Raw genomic sequence first — 19,219 nt, 5'->3', positions numbered from 1 at the left:
GATGCGCGGCATCAGGCCGCTTCCGCGGACGCCCCTTCCGCGGCCGCCCGCCTGATCGCCGCGTCGCGCTTGCGCACGTACCAGACGCCGATGAGTCCGAGGCCGCCGCCGGCTAGGCAGGTCCAGATCCACCAGGTGCGTCCGCGGTCGTCGAACCAGCCGTAGAACGGCAGCTGTACGAGGAAGAGGACGAACCACAGGATCGTGCCGCCGGTGATGGTGGCGACCACGGGACCCTCAAGGGGTTCCGGTGCCTCGTGCTGCGGGGTCCACTTCGCCATGCCCCTAGCTTACGAGGGCCGGGGGACCGGACCCCCCGCAGCCCCGGCTCGCCCGTGCGCCGCAAGGGTCTACGCGCGGAGATAGCGAATTCGGGCTCATATGTTCATACTGAAACCGCCTGAGTCTGGCCACTTCTGTTCGTACGAAACGCCAACGGAACATCGGGGAAACCGGTTGGCGGTCACGCGAGGATCAGACTCGATCACGTTCCCGCCCGCAGAAGCACCGCCGCTTCGATGGCTCCGCTCCGAAATACCGCTGAGGTCATCCATGTCCACTTCGGCCACCGCCCCGGTCGATGCCCACGAACAGCCGCCGTCGGCGCCGAAGAACGGCTTCGACCGGTACTTCAAGATCTCCGAGCGCGGCTCGACGGTCGGCCGTGAGGTCCGTGGCGGGTTCGCCACCTTCTTCGCGATGGCCTACATCATCGTGCTGAACCCGATCATCCTCGGCAGCGCGAAGGACATGTACGGGCACCAGCTCGACAACGGCCAGCTCGTCACCGCGACCGCGCTGACCGCCGCCTTCACCACGCTGCTCATGGGCGTCATCGGCAACGTGCCGATCGCGCTCGCGGCGGGCCTCGGCGTCAACACCGTCGTCGCCCTCCAGCTCGCGCCGCGCATGTCGTGGCCGGACGCGATGGGCATGGTCGTCCTCGCCGGTTTCGTGGTGATGCTCCTCGTCGCCACCGGTCTGCGCGAGCGCGTCATGAACGCCGTCCCGCTCGGCCTGCGCAAGGGCATCGCGATCGGTATCGGCCTCTTCATCATGATGATCGGCCTCGTCGACTCCGGCTTCGTCTCCCGCATGCCCGACGCCGCGCACACCACGGTGCCGCTCCAGCTGGGCGCCGACGGCCACCTCAACGGCTGGCCCGTCCTGATCTTCGTCCTCGGTGTGCTGCTCACCCTCGCGCTCCTCGTGCGCAAGGTGCCGGGCGCGATCCTGATCTCCATCGTCGTGATGACGGTCGTCGCGGTGATCGTCGAAGCCGTCGCCGACATCCCCTCGTGGGGTCTGACCTCCCCGAAGTGGCCCGGCAACCCGGTCTCCACGCCCGACTTCGGCCTCGTCGGCGACGTCAGCCTCTTCGGCGGCTTCGAGAAGGTCGGCATCCTGACCGGCGTCCTCTTCGTCTTCACCGTGCTGCTCTCGTGCTTCTTCGACGCGATGGGCACGATCATGGGCATCAGCGACGAGGCGCACCTGACCGACGAGCACGGCCAGATGCCCGGCATGAACAAGGTCCTCTTCATCGACGGCATCGCGGTCGCCGCGGGCGGTGCCTCCTCGGCCTCCGCCACGACCTGCTTCGTCGAGTCCACGGCGGGCGTCGGCGAGGGCGCCCGCACCGGCTTCGCCAACGTGGTCACCGGCGGTCTCTTCGCGGTCGCGCTGTTCCTCACGCCGATCGCCACGATGGTCCCGTCCCAGGCGGCCACCCCCGCGCTGCTCGCGGTCGGCTTCCTGATCCTGTCCGGCGGCATCCGCGCGATCGACTGGGGCGACTACACGATCGCGATCCCGGCGTTCGTAACGATGCTGATGATGCCGTTCACGTACTCGATCACCAACGGCATCGGCATGGGCTTCATCACCTTCACCGTGCTGCGCGTCGTCGCGGGCCGGGCCAAGGAGGTGCCGGTCGCGATGTACGCGGTCTCGGCCGTCTTCGCCTTCTACTACCTGATGCCGGCGCTCGGTCTGACCTGAGCCGCCGAACCTGCCGCGGGGTGGCGGCTCAAGCCGCCCCGTAGAACCTCTCCGTCTCCTCGACCGCTGATTTGAAGCGTTCGTCGAAGTCGTCTCGAATGAGCGTCCGGACCACGTAGTCCTGGACGCTCATTCCCCTTTTCGCGGCGTGTCCCTTGAGCCGGTCGAGCAGCTCACCGTCTATCCGCAGGCTGAGCACTGTCGATCCCATGCGGAACAGGGTCGCGGCCCCGGCCCGCCCGGCGGGTCACTTTCTGCTGCCGACTCACTCGTACGGGTGATATGGCGGTGTGGTGGCGCGTATCACGGGCCCCTTGCGCCTCTCCCGGTAGTAGTTAGACACAGTAATGAGTTACCCTAACGAACATGCCGGACCTCTCCCATGGCGATGACGTAGCCGCCGTGAACTCCCTGCGCTCCGCCGTGATGCGCCTGTCCCGTCGACTCAAGCACCAGCGGGTCGACGAATCGCTGAGCCCCACCGAGATGTCGGTGCTCGGCACCCTCGCCGGCTGCGGCTCGGCGACCCCGGGCGAACTGGCCCGCAAGGAGCACGTGCAGCCGCCGTCGATGACCCGCATCGTCGCGCTGCTCGAGGCGAAGGGCCTGGTCGGCCTCGAGCCGCACCCCGAGGACCGCAGGCAGAAGGTCGTCACGTCGACCGAGCGGGCCGAGGCCATGCTCGCCGAGTCCCGCCGCAAGCGGAACGCGTGGCTGGCCGAGCTCGCCGTCGGCCTCGACGAGGACGAGTGGGCCAAGCTGCGCGCGGCCGCGCCCGTCCTGGAGAAGCTCGCCCATCTTTAGTACGACCCCCGCCGAGGAGGCGAACGCACTTTGAGTACGGGATCCGGAGCAGACTCCGCCCCCGCACCAGCCGCCCACGACCCCCGTCCGTCACCCGGCCGCCGCTCCTGGCGGAGCCCGCTGCGCCGGCGCAGTAACGATGGTCCCCGCAAGACCTCGATGTTCGCGAGCCTGAAGGTACGTAACTACCGTCTCTTCGCGACCGGGGCAGTCGTCTCCAACACCGGCACCTGGATGGCCCGGATCACCCAGGACTGGCTGGTCCTGTCCATCACGGGCTCGTCGACCGCCGTCGGTGTCACCACGGCGATGCAGTTCCTGCCGATGCTCCTCTTCGGTCTGTACGGCGGTGTGATCGCCGACCGGTTCGCCAAGCGGAACCTGCTCTTCTGCACGCAGGGCGCGATGAGCCTGTCCGGCCTGTTCCTGGCCGCGCTGACGCTCTCCGGCCATGTGCAGGTCTGGCACGTCTACGTCGCCGCGTTCTTCACCGGCCTCGTCACGGTCGTCGACAACCCGACCCGGCAGTCCTTCGTGTCGGAGATGGTCGGTCCCGACCAGGTCCGTAACGCGGTCTCCCTCAACTCCGCGAACTTCCAGTCCGCGCGGCTCATCGGCCCCGCCGTCGCCTCCGCGCTGACCGCCGCCGTCGGCCCCGGCTGGGCGTTCCTCGCCAACGGCCTGTCCTTCCTCGCGCCGCTCACCGGTCTCGCGCTGATGCGCACCCGCGAGCTGCACGAGATCAAGCGCTCCCCGCGCGGCAAGGGACAGCTGCGGGAGGGCCTGCGGTACGTGTCCGCGCACCCTGAGCTGATCTGGCCGATCGTGCTCGTCGGGTTCGTCGGCACCTTCGGCTTCAACTTCCCGATCTGGCTGAGCGCGTACGCGAACGACGTCTACCACGGCGGCGTCGGCCAGTACGGCATGTTCAACACGCTCATGGCGATCGGCTCCCTGGCCGGCGCCCTGCTCGCGGCCCGCCGCCGCTCGACCCGGCTGCGGGTCCTGGCCGGCGCCGCGATCGGCTTCGGCGTCCTGGAGGTCCTGGCCGCGTGGGCGCCGGGCGTCTGGGCGTTCGCCCCGCTGATCGTGCTGCTCGGCATCCTCGGCCTGACCGTCAACGTGACGGCCAACTCCACGGTCCAGATGGGTACGGACCCGGAGATGCGCGGCCGCGTCATGTCCCTGTTCATGATGGTCTTCACCGGCGGCACCCCGCTGGGCGGCCCGCTCTTCGGCTGGCTCGCCGACCAGTACGGGGTCCGCGTCAGCTTCACGCTGGGCGGCGTGATCTGCGGCGCCGCGGCGGTCGGCGTCGGCCTGATGCTGGCCCGCGCGGCGAACCTGCGCCTCAAGGTCGACCTGCGGCGCGGCGAGCGGCATGTGCAGTTCGTGCCGCGCGACGCGCGGGAGCTGGCCGCGGTGGCCTAGCGCCGTCGCGGGCGAGGGTTGTTCGCGGTCTGCCGGCCGGTGGGGGTTCTCGCGCAGTTCCCCGCGCCCCTGAAGCATGCGCCGCGCGCGGCTTCCCCACCGGCCGCGCGTGCGAGCGAGACTGATCCCATGAGGCTCTTCGCCGCCGTGCTGCCGCCCGCCGTGGCCATGATCGAACTCGGGTCCCACGTGGACCGGTTGCCGCCCGGCGACGGGCTGCGCTGGGCCGGGCGCCCCGGATGGCACCTCACCCTCGCCTTCTACGGCGACGTACCGGAGACGACCGTGCCGGAACTGCGCGAGCGGCTCGCGCGGGCCGCCGCCCGCACGGAGGCGTTCGACCTCGCGCTGCGCGGCGGCGGACAGTTCGGCGGACGGACGCTGTGGACCGGGGTGCACGGCCGGACGGACGAGCTGAGGCTCCTCGCGGACCGGGCCGAGGCGGCGGGCCGCAAGGCCGGGCTGCCGGGCGAGCACCGCCGCTACCGGCCGCACCTGACGCTGGCCCGCAGCCGGGAGACGGCCGATCTCACGCCGTACGTCACCGCCCTGGACACCTTCACCGGCACACCCTGGACCGTGGCCGAGCTGGCGCTCGTACGCAGCGACCTGCCGGTGTCCGGAGTGCCCGGGGAACGGCCGCGCTACGAGAAGGTCGAGGGATGGGCGCTGGGCGGCGCGCGTTAGGCTCGTGGTGTGGACCCGAAGACGCGGAACCGGATCATGGCCGGGGTGCTTGTGCTGATGTTCGTCGTGGTGGCGGTGGCGGCGGCCGTCGGCGCTTGACACCGTCGGCCGCCGCCCCGTACCCGTGCGTGCCCGGGCGGCGCCGCTACCAGGCGAACGCCTCCGGGGACGGGCCAGGCCCCGGGAAGATCTCGTCGAGGCCCGTCAGAACCTCCTCGCTCAGTTCGAGCTCGACCGCGCGCAGCGCCGAGTCGAGCTGCTCCTGGGTGCGCGGGCCGACGATCGGGCCCGTGACGCCCGGCCGGGTGAGCAGCCACGCCAGGGCCGCCTCACCGGGCTCGATGCCGTGCTTGTCGAGCAGGTCCTCGTACGCCTGGACCCGCTCGCGCACCTTGGAGTTCTTCAGGGAGTTCGCGCTGCGGCCGTCCTTGCGGCGCTTGCCCTCACTCTCCTTCTTGAGGACGCCGCCGAGCAGGCCGCCGCCGAGCGGGGACCACGGGATGACGCCGACGCCATAGTCCTGCGCGGCCGGGATGACCTCCATCTCGGCGCGGCGCTCGGCCAGGTTGTACAGGCACTGCTCGCTGACGAGGCCGAGCCGGCCGTGGCGGGCGGCGGCCTCGTTGGCCTGGGCGATCTTGTAGCCGGGGAAGTTGGAGGAGCCCGCGTAGAGGATCTTGCCCTGCTGGACGAGGACGTCGATCGCCTGCCAGATCTCCTCGAACGGGGTGGCGCGGTCGATGTGGTGGAACTGGTAGATGTCGATGTAGTCGGTCTGCAGCCGCTTGAGGCTGGCGTCGACGGCGCGGCGGATGTTCACCGCGCTGAGCCGGTCGTGGTTGGGCCAGACGGGCGTGGTGCCGGCCATGTTCCCGTAGACCTTGGTGGCGAGGACGGTCTTGTCGCGCCGGTCGCCGCCCTTGGCGAACCAGTTGCCGATGATCTCCTCGGTACGGCCCTTCTCGCTGCGGCCGTACACGTTCGCGGTGTCGAAGTAGTTGATGCCACTGGCCAGCGCCGCGTCCATGAGGGAGTGGCTGTCGGCCTCGTCGGTCTCGGGCCCGAAGTTCATCGTGCCGAGAACGAGCCTGCTGACCTTGAGTCCTGTGCGTCCGAGCTGCGTGTACTTCATGGTCCACAAGCCAAGGACGTGGAGTGCGCTCTAGGCAAGGGTTGGGGGTATCGCCGGGTGTCAGTCGCGGTCGAAGTCGACGGTGTCGATGGTCAGGCCGACCGGGGTGCAGGTGAGGTCGACATCCATGCCGAAGGCGACCGTGGTCTCGGTGAGGTAGTCACCGTCCTTGGGCCGGGCGTAGAGATGGCACCGGCCCTGGTAGGGATCGACGATCAGGTAGGCGGGGATCTCGGCGGCGGCGTAGGCGGCCTTCTTGGGGCCGTAGTCGTTGGTTCCGGTGCCCCGGGAGATGACCTCGACGACGAACATGACGTCCTGCCAGAGCCACAAGCCCTTGGCGTTCTTCACCGCGGTCTCCGACACGAGGGTCAGGTCCGTGGCGAAGCCGTTCAGGTGGCCCGGATAGTCGATGCGAACGTCGGACTTGATGCTCCTGCGCGGATATTTGACCCGCAGTTGCTCGATGATGCCCAGGATGATGTCCCAGTGCGTGTCCCGCTGCGGCGACATGTAGACGTTCCCCTCGACGATCTCGGCCTTGTAGCCCTCGGGGATGGTCATCTGCGCGAACATTTCGTCCAAGATCTGCTCGTTCATCGTCGCCATGTCGATCCTGTCGATTGCCTCGGCGGTCATCCTGGCGCTCCTCCCCGGCCGCCCGACGAGAACGGGCGACCGCGCAGTACAACGATACGCACGGTCACCAGGGCACGCCGGGATCACGCCAGGGACAGCGGGGCGGCGTACGGGGCGCCTATGCCCCACGCCTGGTGGAGGGCGTTGGCGAAGGACGCGGCCAGTTTGTGTTCGCCGGAGGCGTTGGGGTGGGTGCCGTCGTAGGTGTCCGTGTGGATGTCGTACGAGTCCGGGACCGAGGCGAGGAGGAGCGGGGAGCGGGGCTCGTCGAGGTCGGCGACCACCTTGGCCAGCAGGGTGTTGAAGTGGGCGACCTGCGCGGCGAAGGGGGCGTCGGACTCGGCCCGGATGTTGGGGATCACCGGCAGGACGACCATGCGCAGGGCCTGGTCGGCGGTGCGGGCCTCGGTGACGAAGCGGCGGACGTTCTCGGCGGTCTGCTCGGCGTTCGTGTAGAAGCCGAGGTCTATGAGGCCGAGGGAGATCAGGAGGACGTCGGCGCGGGTCTCGGTGACCGCGTCCGCTATCGCCGGGGCCATGTGCTGCCAGCCCTCGCCCCAGCCCGCGAAGTGCGCCTGCGGGAAGTCCGGGTCGGCGTAGGCGTGGCCGCCGCCGTGCAGGGCGGTGCGCGGGCCGACGAAGGCGCAGTCGGTGCCGGTGGCGCGCAGGTGGAGCCACATGCGGTGGCGCCAGGTGTGTTCGCCCGCGCTTCCTATCGTCATCGAGTCACCGACGCACATGAACCTGAGCATCCGCTCATCATCGTCGATCACTCGGACCGCGTGCGTGTGAGACCGAACACGCCTGGCAAGCTGGGGGCATGCGTTCGTACAAGCTGTCCTCGCGCGTGTTCCCGTGGGTGTCCTCGCGGGTGGGTGGGGTCGCCGCCGCCGCTGTGCTGCTCGGCGGTCTCGCCGCCGGTCCGGCGCTCGCCGACGACCGGCCCGCCGGCTCCGACGGTTTCACCATCCAGGACCCGCGCATCACCGAGTCCAGCGGCCTCGCCGCATCCCGCGCCCACCCCGGCGTCTACTGGACCCACAACGACAGCGACGACGGCCCGTACATCTACGCCGTCGACGGGCGCAGCGGCAAGACCGTCGCCCGGCTCACCCTCACCGGCATCGGCGACCCGCGCGACGTCGAGGCGATCTCCGTCGGCCCCGACGGGAACATCTACGTCGGCGACATCGGCGACAACCTCGGCGGCAAGTGGGACCACGTGTGGATCTACAAGCTGCCCGAGCCGAAGGAGCTGCGCGACCAGACCGTGCGCGCCACCCAGTACGTCGTGAAGTACGCGGACGGGCCGCGCAACGCCGAGGCGATGATGGTCCACCCCAAGACCGGCCGGGTCTACATCGTCGAGAAGGACGAGGACGGCGGCGGCCTCTACGAGGGCCCGGACCCGCTGAACTCGTCGGGCACGAACGTCTTCAAGCGCGTCGCGGACATGGACCTGTGGGTGACCGACGGCGCCTTCTCGCCCGATGGCGAGCAGCTCGCTCTACGCGGTTACTTCGGCGGCGTCTCGTACGCGTGGAACAACGGGAAGCCCGAGCGCGAGGGGCAGTTGAGCGTGCCGATGCAGCGGCAGGGCGAATCCGTGACGTACACCGTCGACGGCCGGACGCTTCTCTACGGGAGCGAGGGCGGAGACAGCTCGGTGGAGCCGGTGGAGGTCGAGGGAGCGGGTGATTCCGGCTCCGGCTCCGGTACCGGTTCCGGAAAGAGCGGGGGCGCGTCCGACGGGGGCGGCGGGGACAGCGGGCTCACCGGGAAGACCGGGGCCGTCGGGGCGGCCGTGGTGTTGCTCCTGGTGCTCGGCGTGGGGCGCATGGTCCGCAAGCCCAAGGCGAAGTGAGCCGCGCCACCGGAGGGCTGTCGCGTTGCGCGTCCCCCCGGTGGCGCGGTGAACGTCAGAGCTTCTCGATGACGTAGTCGACGCAGGCCGTCAGCGCCTGCACGTCGGCCGGGTCGATCGCCGGGAACATCGCGACGCGCAGCTGGTTGCGGCCCAGCTTGCGGTACGGCTCCGTGTCGACGATGCCGTTGGCGCGGAGCACCTTCGCGACGGCGGCCGCGTCGATGTCGTCCGAGAAGTCGATCGTGCCGATGACCTGCGAACGCTTCGCCGGGTCCGGCACGAACGGCGTCGCGTGCTTCGACTCCTCCGCCCACGAGTACAGGCGGGTCGAGCTGTCCTTCGTCCGCGCCGTCGACCAGTCCAGGCCGCCCTGGCCGTTGATCCACTCCAGCTGCTCGCCGAGCAGGAAGAGCGTGGCGAGCGCCGGGGTGTTGTACGTCTGGTTCTTGCGGGAGTTGTCGATCGCCGTCGGCAGCGAGAAGAACTCCGGGACGTGGCGGCCCGACGCGTGGACGCGCTCGGCGCGCTCGATCGCCGCCGGGGAGAAGATCCCGATCCACAGGCCGCCGTCCGAGGCGAACGACTTCTGCGGGGCGAAGTAGTAGACGTCCGTCTCGGCGATGTCGACGGGCAGGCCGCCCGCGCCGGACGTGGCGTCGACCAGGACGAGGGCGCCCTCGTCGGCACCGGCCACGCGCTTGATGGGGGCGGCGACACCGGTCGAGGTCTCGTTGTGCGTCAGGCCGTAGACGTCGACGCCGGACTCGGCCTTGGGCTCCGGGTGCGTGCCCGGGTCCGAGGCGATCACGGTGGGCTCCGCCAGCCACGGGGCCAGCTTCGACGCCTTCGCGAACTTGGAGGAGAACTCGCCGAAGTTCAGGTGCTGCGACTTGTTCTCGATCAGGCCGTGCGTCGCCACGTCCCAGAACGCGGTCGAGCCGCCGTTGCCCAGGACGACCTCGTAGCCCTCGGGGAGGGAGAACAGGTCCTTCACGCCCTCGCGCACGCGGCCGACCAGGTTTTTCACCGGGGCCTGGCGGTGGGACGTGCCGAGCAGGGAGGTACCGGTGGCGGCCAGGGCGTCCAGCGCCTCGGTCCGCACCTTGGAGGGGCCAGCGCCGAAACGTCCGTCGGCGGGCTTGATGTCAGCGGGAATCTGGATCTCAGCCACGTCTTGGAGGGTAGCGGGTGGATTTGGCGGGCCTTGGGCTTGTCCGGCGTCTGAGATACGGGGTCTCGGCCGAGGGCCGGGCGGGATCGTCGCCGGGTGCGGGTCGCGTCGTGGCTGGTCGCGCAGTTCCCCGCGCCCCTGCGACGCGGCTGCGCCGCTGTCTTGGGTGGGCGCGTTGTCGGGTGCGGGCCGCGTCGTGGTTGCTCGCGCAGTTCCCCGCGCCCCTGAGGCATGCGGCTCCGCCGCAGCCCCATAGAGGTGTGGCAGTCGGGAACGTGCGCGGCCTTCGGTGGGCCCCGTCATGCTGGGCGTATGGCTGAGGACATTGAGAGGGCCCTGCGGGGGCGGGTACGGGGTGACGTCGACTTCGGGGGCGGGGCCCGTGCGCTGCACACCATGGACGCCTCCAACTACCGCCGGGTCCCGCGCGGCGTCGTCGCGCCCAGGGACGAGGAGGACGTCCGCGCCGTCCTCGACCTCTGCGCGGAGCGAGCCGTCCCGGTCGTGGGGCGCGGCGGCGGCACCTCCATCGCCGGGCAGGCCACCGGCACGGGCATCGTCATCGACTTCACCCGGTACATGAACCGGCTGATCGACATCGACCCCGCCGCGCGCATCGCCCGCGTACAGCCCGGCCTCGTACTCGACCGGCTCCAGGCGGCAGCCGAACCGCACGGGCTCCGGTTCGGCCCCGACCCCTCCACGCACAGCCGCTGCACGCTCGGCGGAATGATCGGCAACAACTCGTGCGGCTCGCACTCCGTGGCCTGGGGGACGACCGCCGACAGCGTGGCCGCGCTGGACGTCGCGGGCGCGGACGGATCCTCGTACCGGCTCGGGAAGGGGTGGGACGGCGCCCCGCGGGGACTCCGCACGCTCGTCGCCCAGGAGCTGGGCACCCTCAGGACGGGCTTCGCCCCGTACGACGGCCTGCCCCGCCGTATCTCCGGCTACGCCGCGGACGCGCTGCTGCCCGAGCACGGCACCGACCTGGCCCGCTTCTTCTGCGGCAGCGAAGGCACCCTCGGGCTCGTGACCGAGGCGACGGTCCGGCTGGTGGAGGCCCCGGCGGCCACCGCCCTCGCCGTGCTCGGGTACGGGGACGAGAGCGCCGCCGCCGAAGCCGCCGCGGGCCTGCTCCCGTACGGGCCGCTGACCGTGGAGGGGATGGCCGCCGACCTCGTACCGGCAAGCGGAGCGGGGTTGCCGAAGGGCGGTGCGTGGCTGTTCGTCGAGATCGGGGGCGCGACGCCCGCCGAGGCGCGGGCCGCCGCCGAGCGGATCGTGCGGGCGGCGGACGTGCACGACGCGCTGGTCGTCGACGATCGGGCCGGGCAGCGTGCGCTGTGGCGCATCCGTGAGGACGCCAGCGGCACCGCGACGCGGATGCCGGACGGCAGCGAGGCGTGGCCCGGCTGGGAGGACTGCGCGGTGCCGCCCGCGCGGCTCGGCGCGTACCTGCGGGAGTTCCGGGGGCTGCTGCGGGAGCACGGACTGCGCGGAACCCCGTACGGGCACTTCGGTGACGGGTGCATTCACGTCCGGATCGACTTCGATCTGCTGACCGGGGGCGGGGTCGCGCGCTTCCGGCGGTTCTCGGAGGAGTTGGCCGCGCTGGTCGTCGCGCACGGCGGGTCGCTCTCCGGTGAGCACGGGGACGGTCAGGCCCGCGCCGAGCTGCTGCCGGCCATGTACGGGCCGGAGCTCGTCGCCCTCTTCGAGCGGGTCAAGGGCGTGTGGGACCCGGCCGACGTGCTGAACCCGGGCATGCTCGTACGGCCCGCCCGGCTGGACGAGAACCTGCGGTTCGCCGTGCTGCCGCGCGAACCGGTGGACGTCGCCTTCGGGTATCCGCAGGACGGCGGGGACTTCTCGGCCGCCGTGCGCAGGTGTGTCGGCGTCGCCAAGTGCCGGACCCACGAGCCCGCTCCAGGGGGCGGTGTCATGTGTCCCTCGTTCCGCGTCACCGGCGAGGAGGCGCACTCCACGCGCGGGCGGGCGCGGCTGCTGCACGAGATGCTCGCCGGTGAGGTCGTCACCGACGGCTGGCGGTCCACGGAGGTGCGGGACGCGCTCGATCTGTGTCTGTCCTGCAAGGGGTGCAGGAGCGACTGTCCGGTCGGCGTCGACATGGCCACGTACAAGGCCGAGTTCCTGCACCACCACTACGCGGGGCGGCGGCGGCCGATGGCGCACTACGCGATGGGGTGGCTGCCGAGGTGGCTCCGCCTGGTCGAGCGGACGCGGACGGCGCGGGCCGTCAACCGGCTCGTACGGGTGAGGGGGCTGGCCTCCCTCGTGAAGCGGGTCGGCGGGATCGCCGGGGAGCGGGACGTGCCCCGGCTCGCGACGAGGGCCTTCAGCCGGGGGCGGCGGCATCGCGCGCTCGCGCCGAGCAGTGGGCCGGGACCGGCCGTCGTGCTCTGGCCCGACACGTTCACCGACCATCTCGCGCCCGGCGTGGCGGACGCGGCGGTACGGGTCCTGGAGGTGGCCGGGATGACGGTGGCGTTGCCACCCGCGCGGGTCTGCTGCGGCCTGACCTATATGTCCACCGGGCAGCTCGACCGTGCCCGCGCCGTGCAGCGCCGCACCCTGGAACTGCTGGAACCGGTGCTCGCCGCCGGGCTGCCCGTCGTCGTCCTGGAGCCGTCCTGCGCGGCGGCGCTCCGTTCGGACCTGCCCGAGCTGTTGTCCGGTGATCCGCGCGCGGGGTCGCTCGCGGAGCGCGTCGTCACCTTCGCGGAGGCGCTGGAGCGGTTCGCGCCGGAGTGGACGCCGCCCCGGATCGACCGGCCGGTCGTCGGGCAGACGCACTGCCATCAGCACGCGGTGCTCGGGGACGCGGCCGACCGGAGGCTACGGGAACGGGCCGGCCTGGAGGGGGAGCTGAGCGGCGGCTGCTGCGGGCTCGCCGGGAACTTCGGGTTCGAGCGCGGGCATTACGAGGTGTCCGTCGCCTGCGCGGAGGAGTCGCTGCTGCCGGGCGTCCGGGCGGCGGGGGAGGGCGCGCTGGTCCTGGCGGACGGGTTCTCGTGCCGGACGCAGGTGGAACAGCTGGCGGGGGTACGGGCCCGGCATCTGGCGGAGGTGCTGGCCGACGGGCTCCCCGACTGACGCTCAGCTCAGTTCAGCGCAGAAGGCATTTCACAGGCCGCGCCCGGGGCTTTTAGCGTGGAGTTCCACGCGATACATGTAGTGCAGTACCGTGGACTGGTAAGTCCAACAGAGTGAACTCAGGTGGAAAGGGGCGAGGGCACAGTGAGCGGCTCGCACACCGAACAGCAGCAGATTCCGGTGCCGGAGGCCGCCGCCCTCGTCGGGAACGACGGAGCCGGTACGGAGCACACGGGCCGCCGGGGAGCCCTCGGCCCGGTCGGTCTGGTCCTCGCCGGGTGCGTGTCCGTGCAGTTCGGCGGGGCGCTCGCGGTGAGCCTGATGCCGCGCACCGGCGCCGTCGGCGTCGTGACGCTGCGCCTGGTCGTGGCGGCGCTGGTGCTGATAGTGGTCTGCCGGCCGAAGCTGCGCGGGCACTCGCGCGCGGACTGGGGCACGGTCGTCGCGTTCGGCGTCGCCATGGGCGGGATGAACATGATCTTCTACCAGGCCGCGGCCCGTATCCCGCTCGGCCTCGCCGTCACCTTCGAGGTGCTCGGCCCGCTCGCCCTCTCCGTCATCGCCTCGCGCCGCCTGATCAACTTCCTGTGGGCGGGGCTCGCCCTGTGCGGCGTCTTCCTGCTCGGCGGCGCCGGGGAGAGTGTCGGCGGCCTGGACATGGTCGGCGTGGCCTGCGCGCTCGCCGCGGGCGGCATGTGGGCGGCGTACATCATCTTCAGCGCCCGCACGGGCCGCCGTTTCCCGCAGGCCGACGGGCTCGCCCTCGCGATGGCGGTGGCGGCCGTGCTCAGCCTCCCGCTCGGCATCTCGACGGCCGGCACCCGGCTCCTCGACCCGGTGACGATCGGCCTCGGCGCGGCCGTCGCGGTCCTCTCCTCGGTCCTGCCCTACACCCTCGAACTCATCGCGCTGCGCCGCCTGCCCGCGTCCACGTTCGCGGTCATGATGAGCCTCGAACCGGCGATCGCCGCCCTGGCCGGCTTCCTCGTCCTGAGCCAGGCCCTGACGTGGCTGCAGGCCCTGGCGATCGCCCTGGTCATCGGGGCGAGCATGGGGGCGGTGCGGACGCAGGTGGGGCGGCGGCCGAAGAGGGGCTGAGCCGCGCGCGCGTCTCAACCCCTCTTCAGCGCTTCGGTGCTTCGGTGCTTCGGTGCTTCGGTGCTTCGGTGTTTCAGTGCAGGTCCTTGAACCTGTTCCAGCCGGCCGTGCCGACCAGCACGCGCGGCGCGTACTTGCCGTCACCGGTGGAGGCGTACCGCCACAGCTTGCCCGCGGAGTCGCGGGCGAGGAGCCCGGCGCGGCCGTCACCGGTGAGGTCACCGGGTCCGACGAGCGCGGTGTACGCGGACCAGCCGGGGCCGATCTTGACCCGCGCGGTCACGCCGCCCGCGGCCGTGCCGTAGTAGCGCCACAGATAGCCGGACTTGTCGACGCCGAGCAGGTCGCCGCGCCCGTCACCGTTGAGGTCGCCCGCGCCGACGACGCGCGTGTACAGCTTCCAGTTGGTGCCGATCCGCACCTTCGTCTTCAGGGTGTGGTCGGCCGTACCGGCGTAGAAGTACATGTCGCCGGTGGTGGTCTGGCGCGCGATCAGATCGACGTAGCCGTCACCGTTGAGGTCGCCGGGCGAGGTCAGACGGTCGTACTGTCCCCAGCCGGAACCGATCACCGTGTACGGCGACGACGCGGAGACGATCTTCCCGCAGCCGGGGCGGTAGGCGCGCAACTGGTTGCCGACGCGGGCGAGCACGTCGTCGCAGCGGTCGCCGTCGACGTCCCCGACGGGTACGAGCAGCGTGCTCGGGTCGAACTTGGTGCCGCCCGCGGCGGTACGCGCGGCCAGCGTGCCGTCGCCCACGCCCTTGTAGAGGAACGTGCCACCGTCCGGCTCCATGGTCAGCAGGTCGCCGATGCCGTCGTCCCCGCCCATGTCCCGCCACACGGCGGCGCCGCCGCGCACACCCACGCTCCCGGAGGCCGTGAGGTCACCGCCCGCCCCGTCGGCGGGCTTCACGGTCAGGGTCCAGGTGTAGGCGCCGTTGGCGACGAGCTTGCCGCTCGCGTTCTTCCCGTCCCAGGAGGTGGCGAGCTGCCCGCGGACCTCGCCGCCGGTCAGCGTCCGGACGACCTTGCCGCTCGCCTTGTGCTTCAGGGCGAGGGACCAGGAGGCGGCGGGCTTGGACAGCCACCAGCGTGGCGTCCATGCGGGAGCGTCGGCCTTGAGGTCCAGGGTGGATGAGGTCTCCGCGTCGATGACGGCGACCTTGGAGGCGGGGACACCCGACGGCACGATGCGCACGCGCCGGTCCGCGCCGACGTAGGCGATGTGCCCGCCGAACCGGTCGACGGTCCAGCCGGAGCGGCGCACGGTCCGGTCACCGAGGTCGGCGGCGCTTACGACGACGCGCTGCGGCAGGTCCGCTTCCTTGGTGGCGGTCGTCAGCCCGCCGTGCAGGTCCACGAGGGTGAGACCGGCCGCGTCGGACCGGCGCACCAGGTAACCGTCACCGAGGAGCGCGTCGTCGGTGCCGAGCCGCACGACCGCCTTGCTCTGCCGGTCGTAGACACCGGCGCCCCTGTAGTAGTCGTAGGAGTCGCTGCACCGCCAGTAGACGTATCGCCCCACGGCCTGGAGGTCCTCGGGGACGCATCCGGCGTCGAAGGTCTCATTGGCGGTGCCCGACGGCAGGGTCTGGGCCGTCACCTTGGTGGACACCCCGGAACCGGTGTCGTTCCACCTCCCGACGGCGCTCCACAACGTGCTGCCCCAGACCGAGGCCGCGACAGGCTCCCGCTTCAGCAGCCCCTTGCCGGAGTCGGGCTCGGTGAACTGCAGAACGGATTGGCGTCCGCCCCAGCCTTGGTTCACCACGCCGAACCGCCCGGACAGGTCGACGAGTTGCGGACTGCCGAGCCCTGAGTCGACCCTCGGCCCCCACGAGGCGCCACCGTTCTTGTACAGCATGGTGACGTCCTGCTCGGTCGCCTCCTTGCGGCCGTGGTAGCCGTCGCCGCTCGCGAACATGGTGATGCAGTAGGTGTATCCGGCCACGCCGCAGTCGTCGTCACGGCCGGATACGAGGCTGTCGGTGGTCGAGTTCAGCTCCTCGGGGCGGCCGGAGGTCCTCAGCCAGGTGCTGCGGTACCCGCCGATGACGGTGCCGGGAGAGTAGCCCTGCGAGTCGTCGGCCGTGGTGAGGATGCCGCTGCCCAGGGCGATACCGGCGGGCTCGGCCTCCCGGTCCTCGATGTCCGCGAGGCGCTTGCGGGTGATGGTGCCGTCGGCGGCGCGGGTGAAGAGGTAGTAGCCCCAGTCGAGGGTGCCCTGGTCGGTCCTCTCCTCGGCCCCGGTCACGAGCAGCGAACCGTTGGGCGTGCGGTGCACTGAGGTGGAGGCGACGGCGAGCAGCGACTTCAGGTACTGCCCTGAGGTGTCGCGGAGTACGAGCGTGTTGCCCCGGTACTCGTTGTTGCCGGGGTTGGGCGGAGTGACGGTGACGAGGTCGTCGCCGAAGTGCCGGACGACGTCGTTGAATGGCACCTCCCGCAGGTCGAGGGTGGCGGGCTCGGCGTCCAGGTCGTCCCGGCGGTACACCTGGGCGGCGTAGGGCTCCGGGGCGCCGACATGGAGCACGGTGTCCTGGTCGAAGGAGACGCTGTCGCCGCTGGAGGAGAGTTCCTTCAGGTTCCCGGTGGCGAGGTCGACGACCCACCACCCCTGGGACATCATGTCGTCCTCCCACCTGATGCCGCGCACGGCCACGGACCGGGCATCGCCCTCGCCGACGGTGAGGTTCCACCCCTGCGGCAGCCCGGCCAGCTCCTGGTCCCGCACCTGCCCGTCGTCGCCGACGCGCAGCAGGTGCAGGCTCTCCACGGCCGTCTCCGTGCCGGTCCGGGTGATGACGGTGTCCCCGTAGGTCGCTACGTAGGACTGCCCGTCCGGGACGGGCACGGTGACAGCCGTGCCGCTGGTGCCGGCGCCCTGCTGGAGCGTCACGTGCGGGGCGGGGGAGTCGGCGTAGACGGCGACGGTGTCGGAGCCGTGCCCGAAGTCCGCCGGGTACGCGTCGAAGCGGAAGCTGTCCACGTCGTACGCGAGCGGCTCCGGCAGCCGGTGATCAAGGACGGTCGCCGCGCCGGTGGCGTAGTCGATCCAACGGAGGCGGTCGTCGCCCTCCTGGGCGGTCAGGAACCCGGTCTCACCGGCGTTCAGGACGATGGTGGCGCGGGGCACGTAGCGGGCGCCCGGGCTGATCACGACGGGATCGGCGGAGGCGGTCGCGGCGACGGCGGGCGTCGCGCCGCCCACCGCCCCGGCCAGCGTGCCAGCCACGGCCAGCGTGGCCACGAGAGCGAGGGGGCCGAGGGCGCGCGAACGGCGCGGGGCCCGTCTGTCCGACGGATGAGTCACGAAAGAAGTCCCTCCCCAGGGTGCCCACCACGGAGGAGGCTGCTGAAGGCGCCGATCGTCCCCGCGCGGGCAGGGCGAGATTAGCAGCCGTGATCAATGCGTCACAGAGTCAGAGCAGGTGGTCGGCCTTGCCTGCCTTGATGTCGAGGATGAGGGCGCGGAGTGCTTCGCGGGTGTCGGTGAGGTAGGTGTGTTCGGCGCCGTTGAGGGTGATGTAGGCGTTGCCGATGGTGTCGGTGCCGAGGCGGAAGCAGTTGTTGCCTTCGCCGCAGAAGGGCTCTTCCCAGGTGATGTCGGCGTTCACTGTCACTCCGTAGCGGTCAGAAGTCGCGGGCGATGGCACGGATGAGGTCGCGTGACGCCCTCGTGGGCGCTGCCGCGGCGTTCATCCAGTCAAGGTGGGCACGGTACTTGGCCAGTTGGGCCTCGGCATGGGTGAACTCAGGGCCGTGCGCGGAGTCGGTCGCGTACGGGGTGAGCTAGGGCCTGGTGCCGGGCGGCGGGCATCCGTGCCCGTCGCCCGGCAGGCACATCGAGTACAGGATGAAGTCGTCGTGCCCCGCGTCCATGAAGGTGAACGCCGCGTTCGTCGGGGCCACTCGGAGGGTGCTCTGGCCGGGGAGGGTGAAGGGCGGGGCTGGTTCCCAAGGGCAGGATGCCTCGTCCAGAGCCGCGAGTACGTTCGCTCGGGATGGGGCTCCTGGGGAGCTGAACGGCTCGCCGTTGACGGAGGGTGCGGGGAGCGCGATCGTGTCGCGCCACGTCGGGAACGAGAACAGGTTCACCCTGCGGCAGCGGCAGACGAGCAGTTCCAGGTCGCCGTAGGCGAAGCGGCGGGGCCAGGCGCGTCTCCTGCTTGTCGGGCCCAAGTCCTGGGGCGCACCGAGCACCGCCGTCACGGCGTCCAGGCCGGCCCCGACGGAGACCGGTCCGAGCCGGCCGGTTCCCGCCATGGTGACCAGGACATCGAGGAGGTTTATGGGGAGCAGGGTCGCAGACGCCCCGTCGTCGGTGCCGAGATTTTCATGCAAGCACGCTTGCTTGTTTCTGGGCCCGCTGCCATGCTCCGAACCAACCGCGCCACGAAACGCCCCGGAGGGGAGCGCCCCGTGTCCGAACCGCTGTCCGTCTTCGACGACCTGCGGGCCGAGAGCCAGGAACTCGACGAGCTGGTGCAGGACTTGGGCCGGGAGGTATGGGCCCGGGCCACCCCCGCGCCCCGCTGGACCGTCGCCCACCAGATCGCCCACCTCGCCTGGACCGACCGCGCCGCGCTGCTCGCGATGAACGACCCGGACGCGTTCGCGGGGGAGGTGGAGAAGGCCGTCGCCGCGCCGGACTCGTTCGTGGACGACGGCGCCGATGCCGGGGCCGCGCAAGAGCCCGCCGCGCTGCTCGCGCAATGGCGCGACGGGCGCGAGGAGTTGCAGAAGGTGCTGCGGGGCGCCGCCGCCGCCAAGACCAGATTCCCCTGGTACGGGCCGCCCATGTCCGCCGCCTCCATGGCCACCGGGCGGCTCATGGAGACCTGGGCCCACGGCCAGGACGTCGCCGACGCGCTCGGCGTCGTACGCCCGCCCACCGACCGGCTCCGCCACGTCGCCCGCATCGGCGTCCGCGCGCGTGACTTCGCCCACGCCGTGCACGGACTCCCCGCCCCCGGCACCGAGTTCCGCGTCGAACTCGTCGCGCCGGACGGGCAAGCGTGGGTCTACGGGCCCGACGACGCCCCCCAGCGCGTCACCGGGACCGCCCTCGACTTCTGCCTCCTCGTCACCCAGCGCGCCCACCGCGCCGATCTCGGCCTGCGCGCCGAAGGGCCCGACGCCGACCGCTGGCTCGACATCGCCCAGGCCTTCGCCGGGCCACCCGGACAGGGACGGCCCCCGAAGGGTGCCGCCCGGTGACCCGGCCCCCACTCCGCATCGGCAACGCCTCCGGCTTCTACGGCGACCG

General features: G+C 71.3%; 17 protein-coding genes and 1 pseudogene. 8 read left to right on the top strand and 10 right to left on the bottom strand.

From position 1 onward, the window contains the following. Positions 1-11: 11 nt before the first annotated feature. Entirely contained in the window at positions 12-281 is a 270-nt protein-coding gene (locus ACH4RC_RS33745) for a DUF2530 domain-containing protein (protein ID WP_398207659.1), read from the bottom strand. A gap of 271 nt (positions 282-552) precedes the next feature. Between ACH4RC_RS33745 and ACH4RC_RS33740 the strand changes: the two genes are divergently transcribed. Beyond that, positions 553-2,001, top strand: a complete 1,449-nt coding sequence (locus tag ACH4RC_RS33740) for an NCS2 family permease (protein ID WP_398207658.1) — start codon at positions 553-555, stop codon at positions 1,999-2,001. 28 nt (positions 2,002-2,029) lie between these two features. On the opposite strand, the gene ACH4RC_RS33735 is transcribed toward ACH4RC_RS33740, so the two are convergent. Then, positions 2,030-2,212 carry a ribbon-helix-helix protein, CopG family gene (locus ACH4RC_RS33735; RefSeq protein WP_164306159.1) on the bottom strand — a complete coding sequence of 61 codons (183 nt, stop codon included), beginning with the start codon at positions 2,210-2,212 and terminating at the stop codon, positions 2,030-2,032. A gap of 155 nt (positions 2,213-2,367) precedes the next feature. Here ACH4RC_RS33735 and ACH4RC_RS33730 point away from each other — a divergent pair, with 155 nt between their 5' ends. The 3 genes from ACH4RC_RS33730 (at position 2,368) to thpR (ending at position 4,923) form a co-directional block, all read left to right on the top strand. After that, complete coding sequence (locus tag ACH4RC_RS33730) at positions 2,368-2,805, top strand: MarR family winged helix-turn-helix transcriptional regulator (protein WP_398207656.1); 438 nt, start codon at positions 2,368-2,370, stop codon at positions 2,803-2,805. Between the two features lie 30 nt (positions 2,806-2,835). Next, positions 2,836-4,236 carry an MFS transporter gene (locus ACH4RC_RS33725; protein WP_398207654.1) on the top strand — a complete coding sequence of 467 codons (1,401 nt, stop codon included), beginning with the start codon at positions 2,836-2,838 and terminating at the stop codon, positions 4,234-4,236. Between the two features lie 129 nt (positions 4,237-4,365). Continuing rightward, positions 4,366-4,923 carry an RNA 2',3'-cyclic phosphodiesterase gene (thpR, locus tag ACH4RC_RS33720; protein WP_398207652.1) on the top strand — a complete coding sequence of 186 codons (558 nt, stop codon included), beginning with the start codon at positions 4,366-4,368 and terminating at the stop codon, positions 4,921-4,923. Positions 4,924-5,068: 145 nt separating this feature from the next. Here thpR and ACH4RC_RS33715 read toward each other — a convergent pair whose 3' ends face one another. The 3 genes from ACH4RC_RS33715 to ACH4RC_RS33705 form a co-directional block, all read right to left on the bottom strand. Further along, complete coding sequence (locus ACH4RC_RS33715; RefSeq protein ID WP_398207650.1) at positions 5,069-6,055, bottom strand: aldo/keto reductase; 987 nt, start codon at positions 6,053-6,055, stop codon at positions 5,069-5,071. Between the two features lie 60 nt (positions 6,056-6,115). Further along, the gene (locus ACH4RC_RS33710) at positions 6,116-6,694 is read right to left on the bottom strand and encodes a Uma2 family endonuclease (RefSeq protein ID WP_398207648.1); all 579 of its coding nucleotides are present in this window, start codon (positions 6,692-6,694) and stop codon (positions 6,116-6,118) included. 83 nt (positions 6,695-6,777) lie between these two features. After that, the gene (locus ACH4RC_RS33705) at positions 6,778-7,446 is read right to left on the bottom strand and encodes a GDSL-type esterase/lipase family protein (RefSeq protein WP_398207647.1); all 669 of its coding nucleotides are present in this window, start codon (positions 7,444-7,446) and stop codon (positions 6,778-6,780) included. A 68-nt stretch (positions 7,447-7,514) separates the two neighbouring features. On the opposite strand from ACH4RC_RS33705, the gene ACH4RC_RS33700 reads away from it, so the two are divergent. Further along, positions 7,515-8,558, top strand: a complete 1,044-nt coding sequence (locus ACH4RC_RS33700) for a WD40 repeat domain-containing protein (protein ID WP_398207645.1) — start codon at positions 7,515-7,517, stop codon at positions 8,556-8,558. A gap of 55 nt (positions 8,559-8,613) precedes the next feature. Here ACH4RC_RS33700 and serC read toward each other — a convergent pair whose 3' ends face one another. Further along, the gene (gene serC, locus ACH4RC_RS33695) at positions 8,614-9,732 is read right to left on the bottom strand and encodes a phosphoserine transaminase (protein WP_398207643.1); all 1,119 of its coding nucleotides are present in this window, start codon (positions 9,730-9,732) and stop codon (positions 8,614-8,616) included. 312 nt (positions 9,733-10,044) lie between these two features. Between serC and ACH4RC_RS33690 the strand changes: the two genes are divergently transcribed. Together ACH4RC_RS33690 and ACH4RC_RS33685 are read left to right on the top strand one after the other, a co-directional pair. Continuing rightward, complete coding sequence (locus ACH4RC_RS33690) at positions 10,045-12,849, top strand: FAD-binding and (Fe-S)-binding domain-containing protein (RefSeq protein ID WP_398207642.1); 2,805 nt, start codon at positions 10,045-10,047, stop codon at positions 12,847-12,849. A gap of 180 nt (positions 12,850-13,029) precedes the next feature. Then, positions 13,030-13,947: an EamA family transporter gene (locus ACH4RC_RS33685; RefSeq protein ID WP_398207746.1), complete on the top strand. Its 918-nt coding sequence runs from the start codon at positions 13,030-13,032 to the stop codon at positions 13,945-13,947. A gap of 73 nt (positions 13,948-14,020) precedes the next feature. On the opposite strand, the gene ACH4RC_RS33680 is transcribed toward ACH4RC_RS33685, so the two are convergent. From ACH4RC_RS33680 to ACH4RC_RS33665, 4 genes and pseudogenes are all read right to left on the bottom strand, one after another. Further along, positions 14,021-17,263: an FG-GAP-like repeat-containing protein gene (locus ACH4RC_RS33680; protein ID WP_398207640.1), complete on the bottom strand. Its 3,243-nt coding sequence runs from the start codon at positions 17,261-17,263 to the stop codon at positions 14,021-14,023. A 109-nt stretch (positions 17,264-17,372) separates the two neighbouring features. Next, on the bottom strand, positions 17,373-17,567 hold the full coding sequence (locus ACH4RC_RS33675; protein WP_398207639.1) for a hypothetical protein: 195 nt from the start codon (positions 17,565-17,567) through the stop codon (positions 17,373-17,375). 16 nt (positions 17,568-17,583) lie between these two features. Beyond that, a pseudogene (locus ACH4RC_RS33670) lies at positions 17,584-17,724 on the bottom strand (transcriptional regulator); the annotation flags it as partial. Positions 17,725-17,742: 18 nt separating this feature from the next. Then, a complete protein-coding gene (locus ACH4RC_RS33665) occupies positions 17,743-18,294 on the bottom strand; it encodes a hypothetical protein (RefSeq protein ID WP_398207637.1) in 552 nt (183 codons plus the stop codon). A 78-nt stretch (positions 18,295-18,372) separates the two neighbouring features. On the opposite strand from ACH4RC_RS33665, the gene ACH4RC_RS33660 reads away from it, so the two are divergent. Then, positions 18,373-19,170, top strand: a complete 798-nt coding sequence (locus tag ACH4RC_RS33660; RefSeq protein WP_398207635.1) for a TIGR03084 family metal-binding protein — start codon at positions 18,373-18,375, stop codon at positions 19,168-19,170. Positions 19,171-19,219 lie beyond the last annotated feature (49 nt).

This window comes from Streptomyces sp. NPDC016845, from assembly GCF_044332585.1.
Taxonomy (GTDB): Bacteria; Actinomycetota; Actinomycetes; order Streptomycetales; family Streptomycetaceae; genus Streptomyces.
This window is presented reverse-complemented; position numbering and strand designations above follow the sequence as displayed.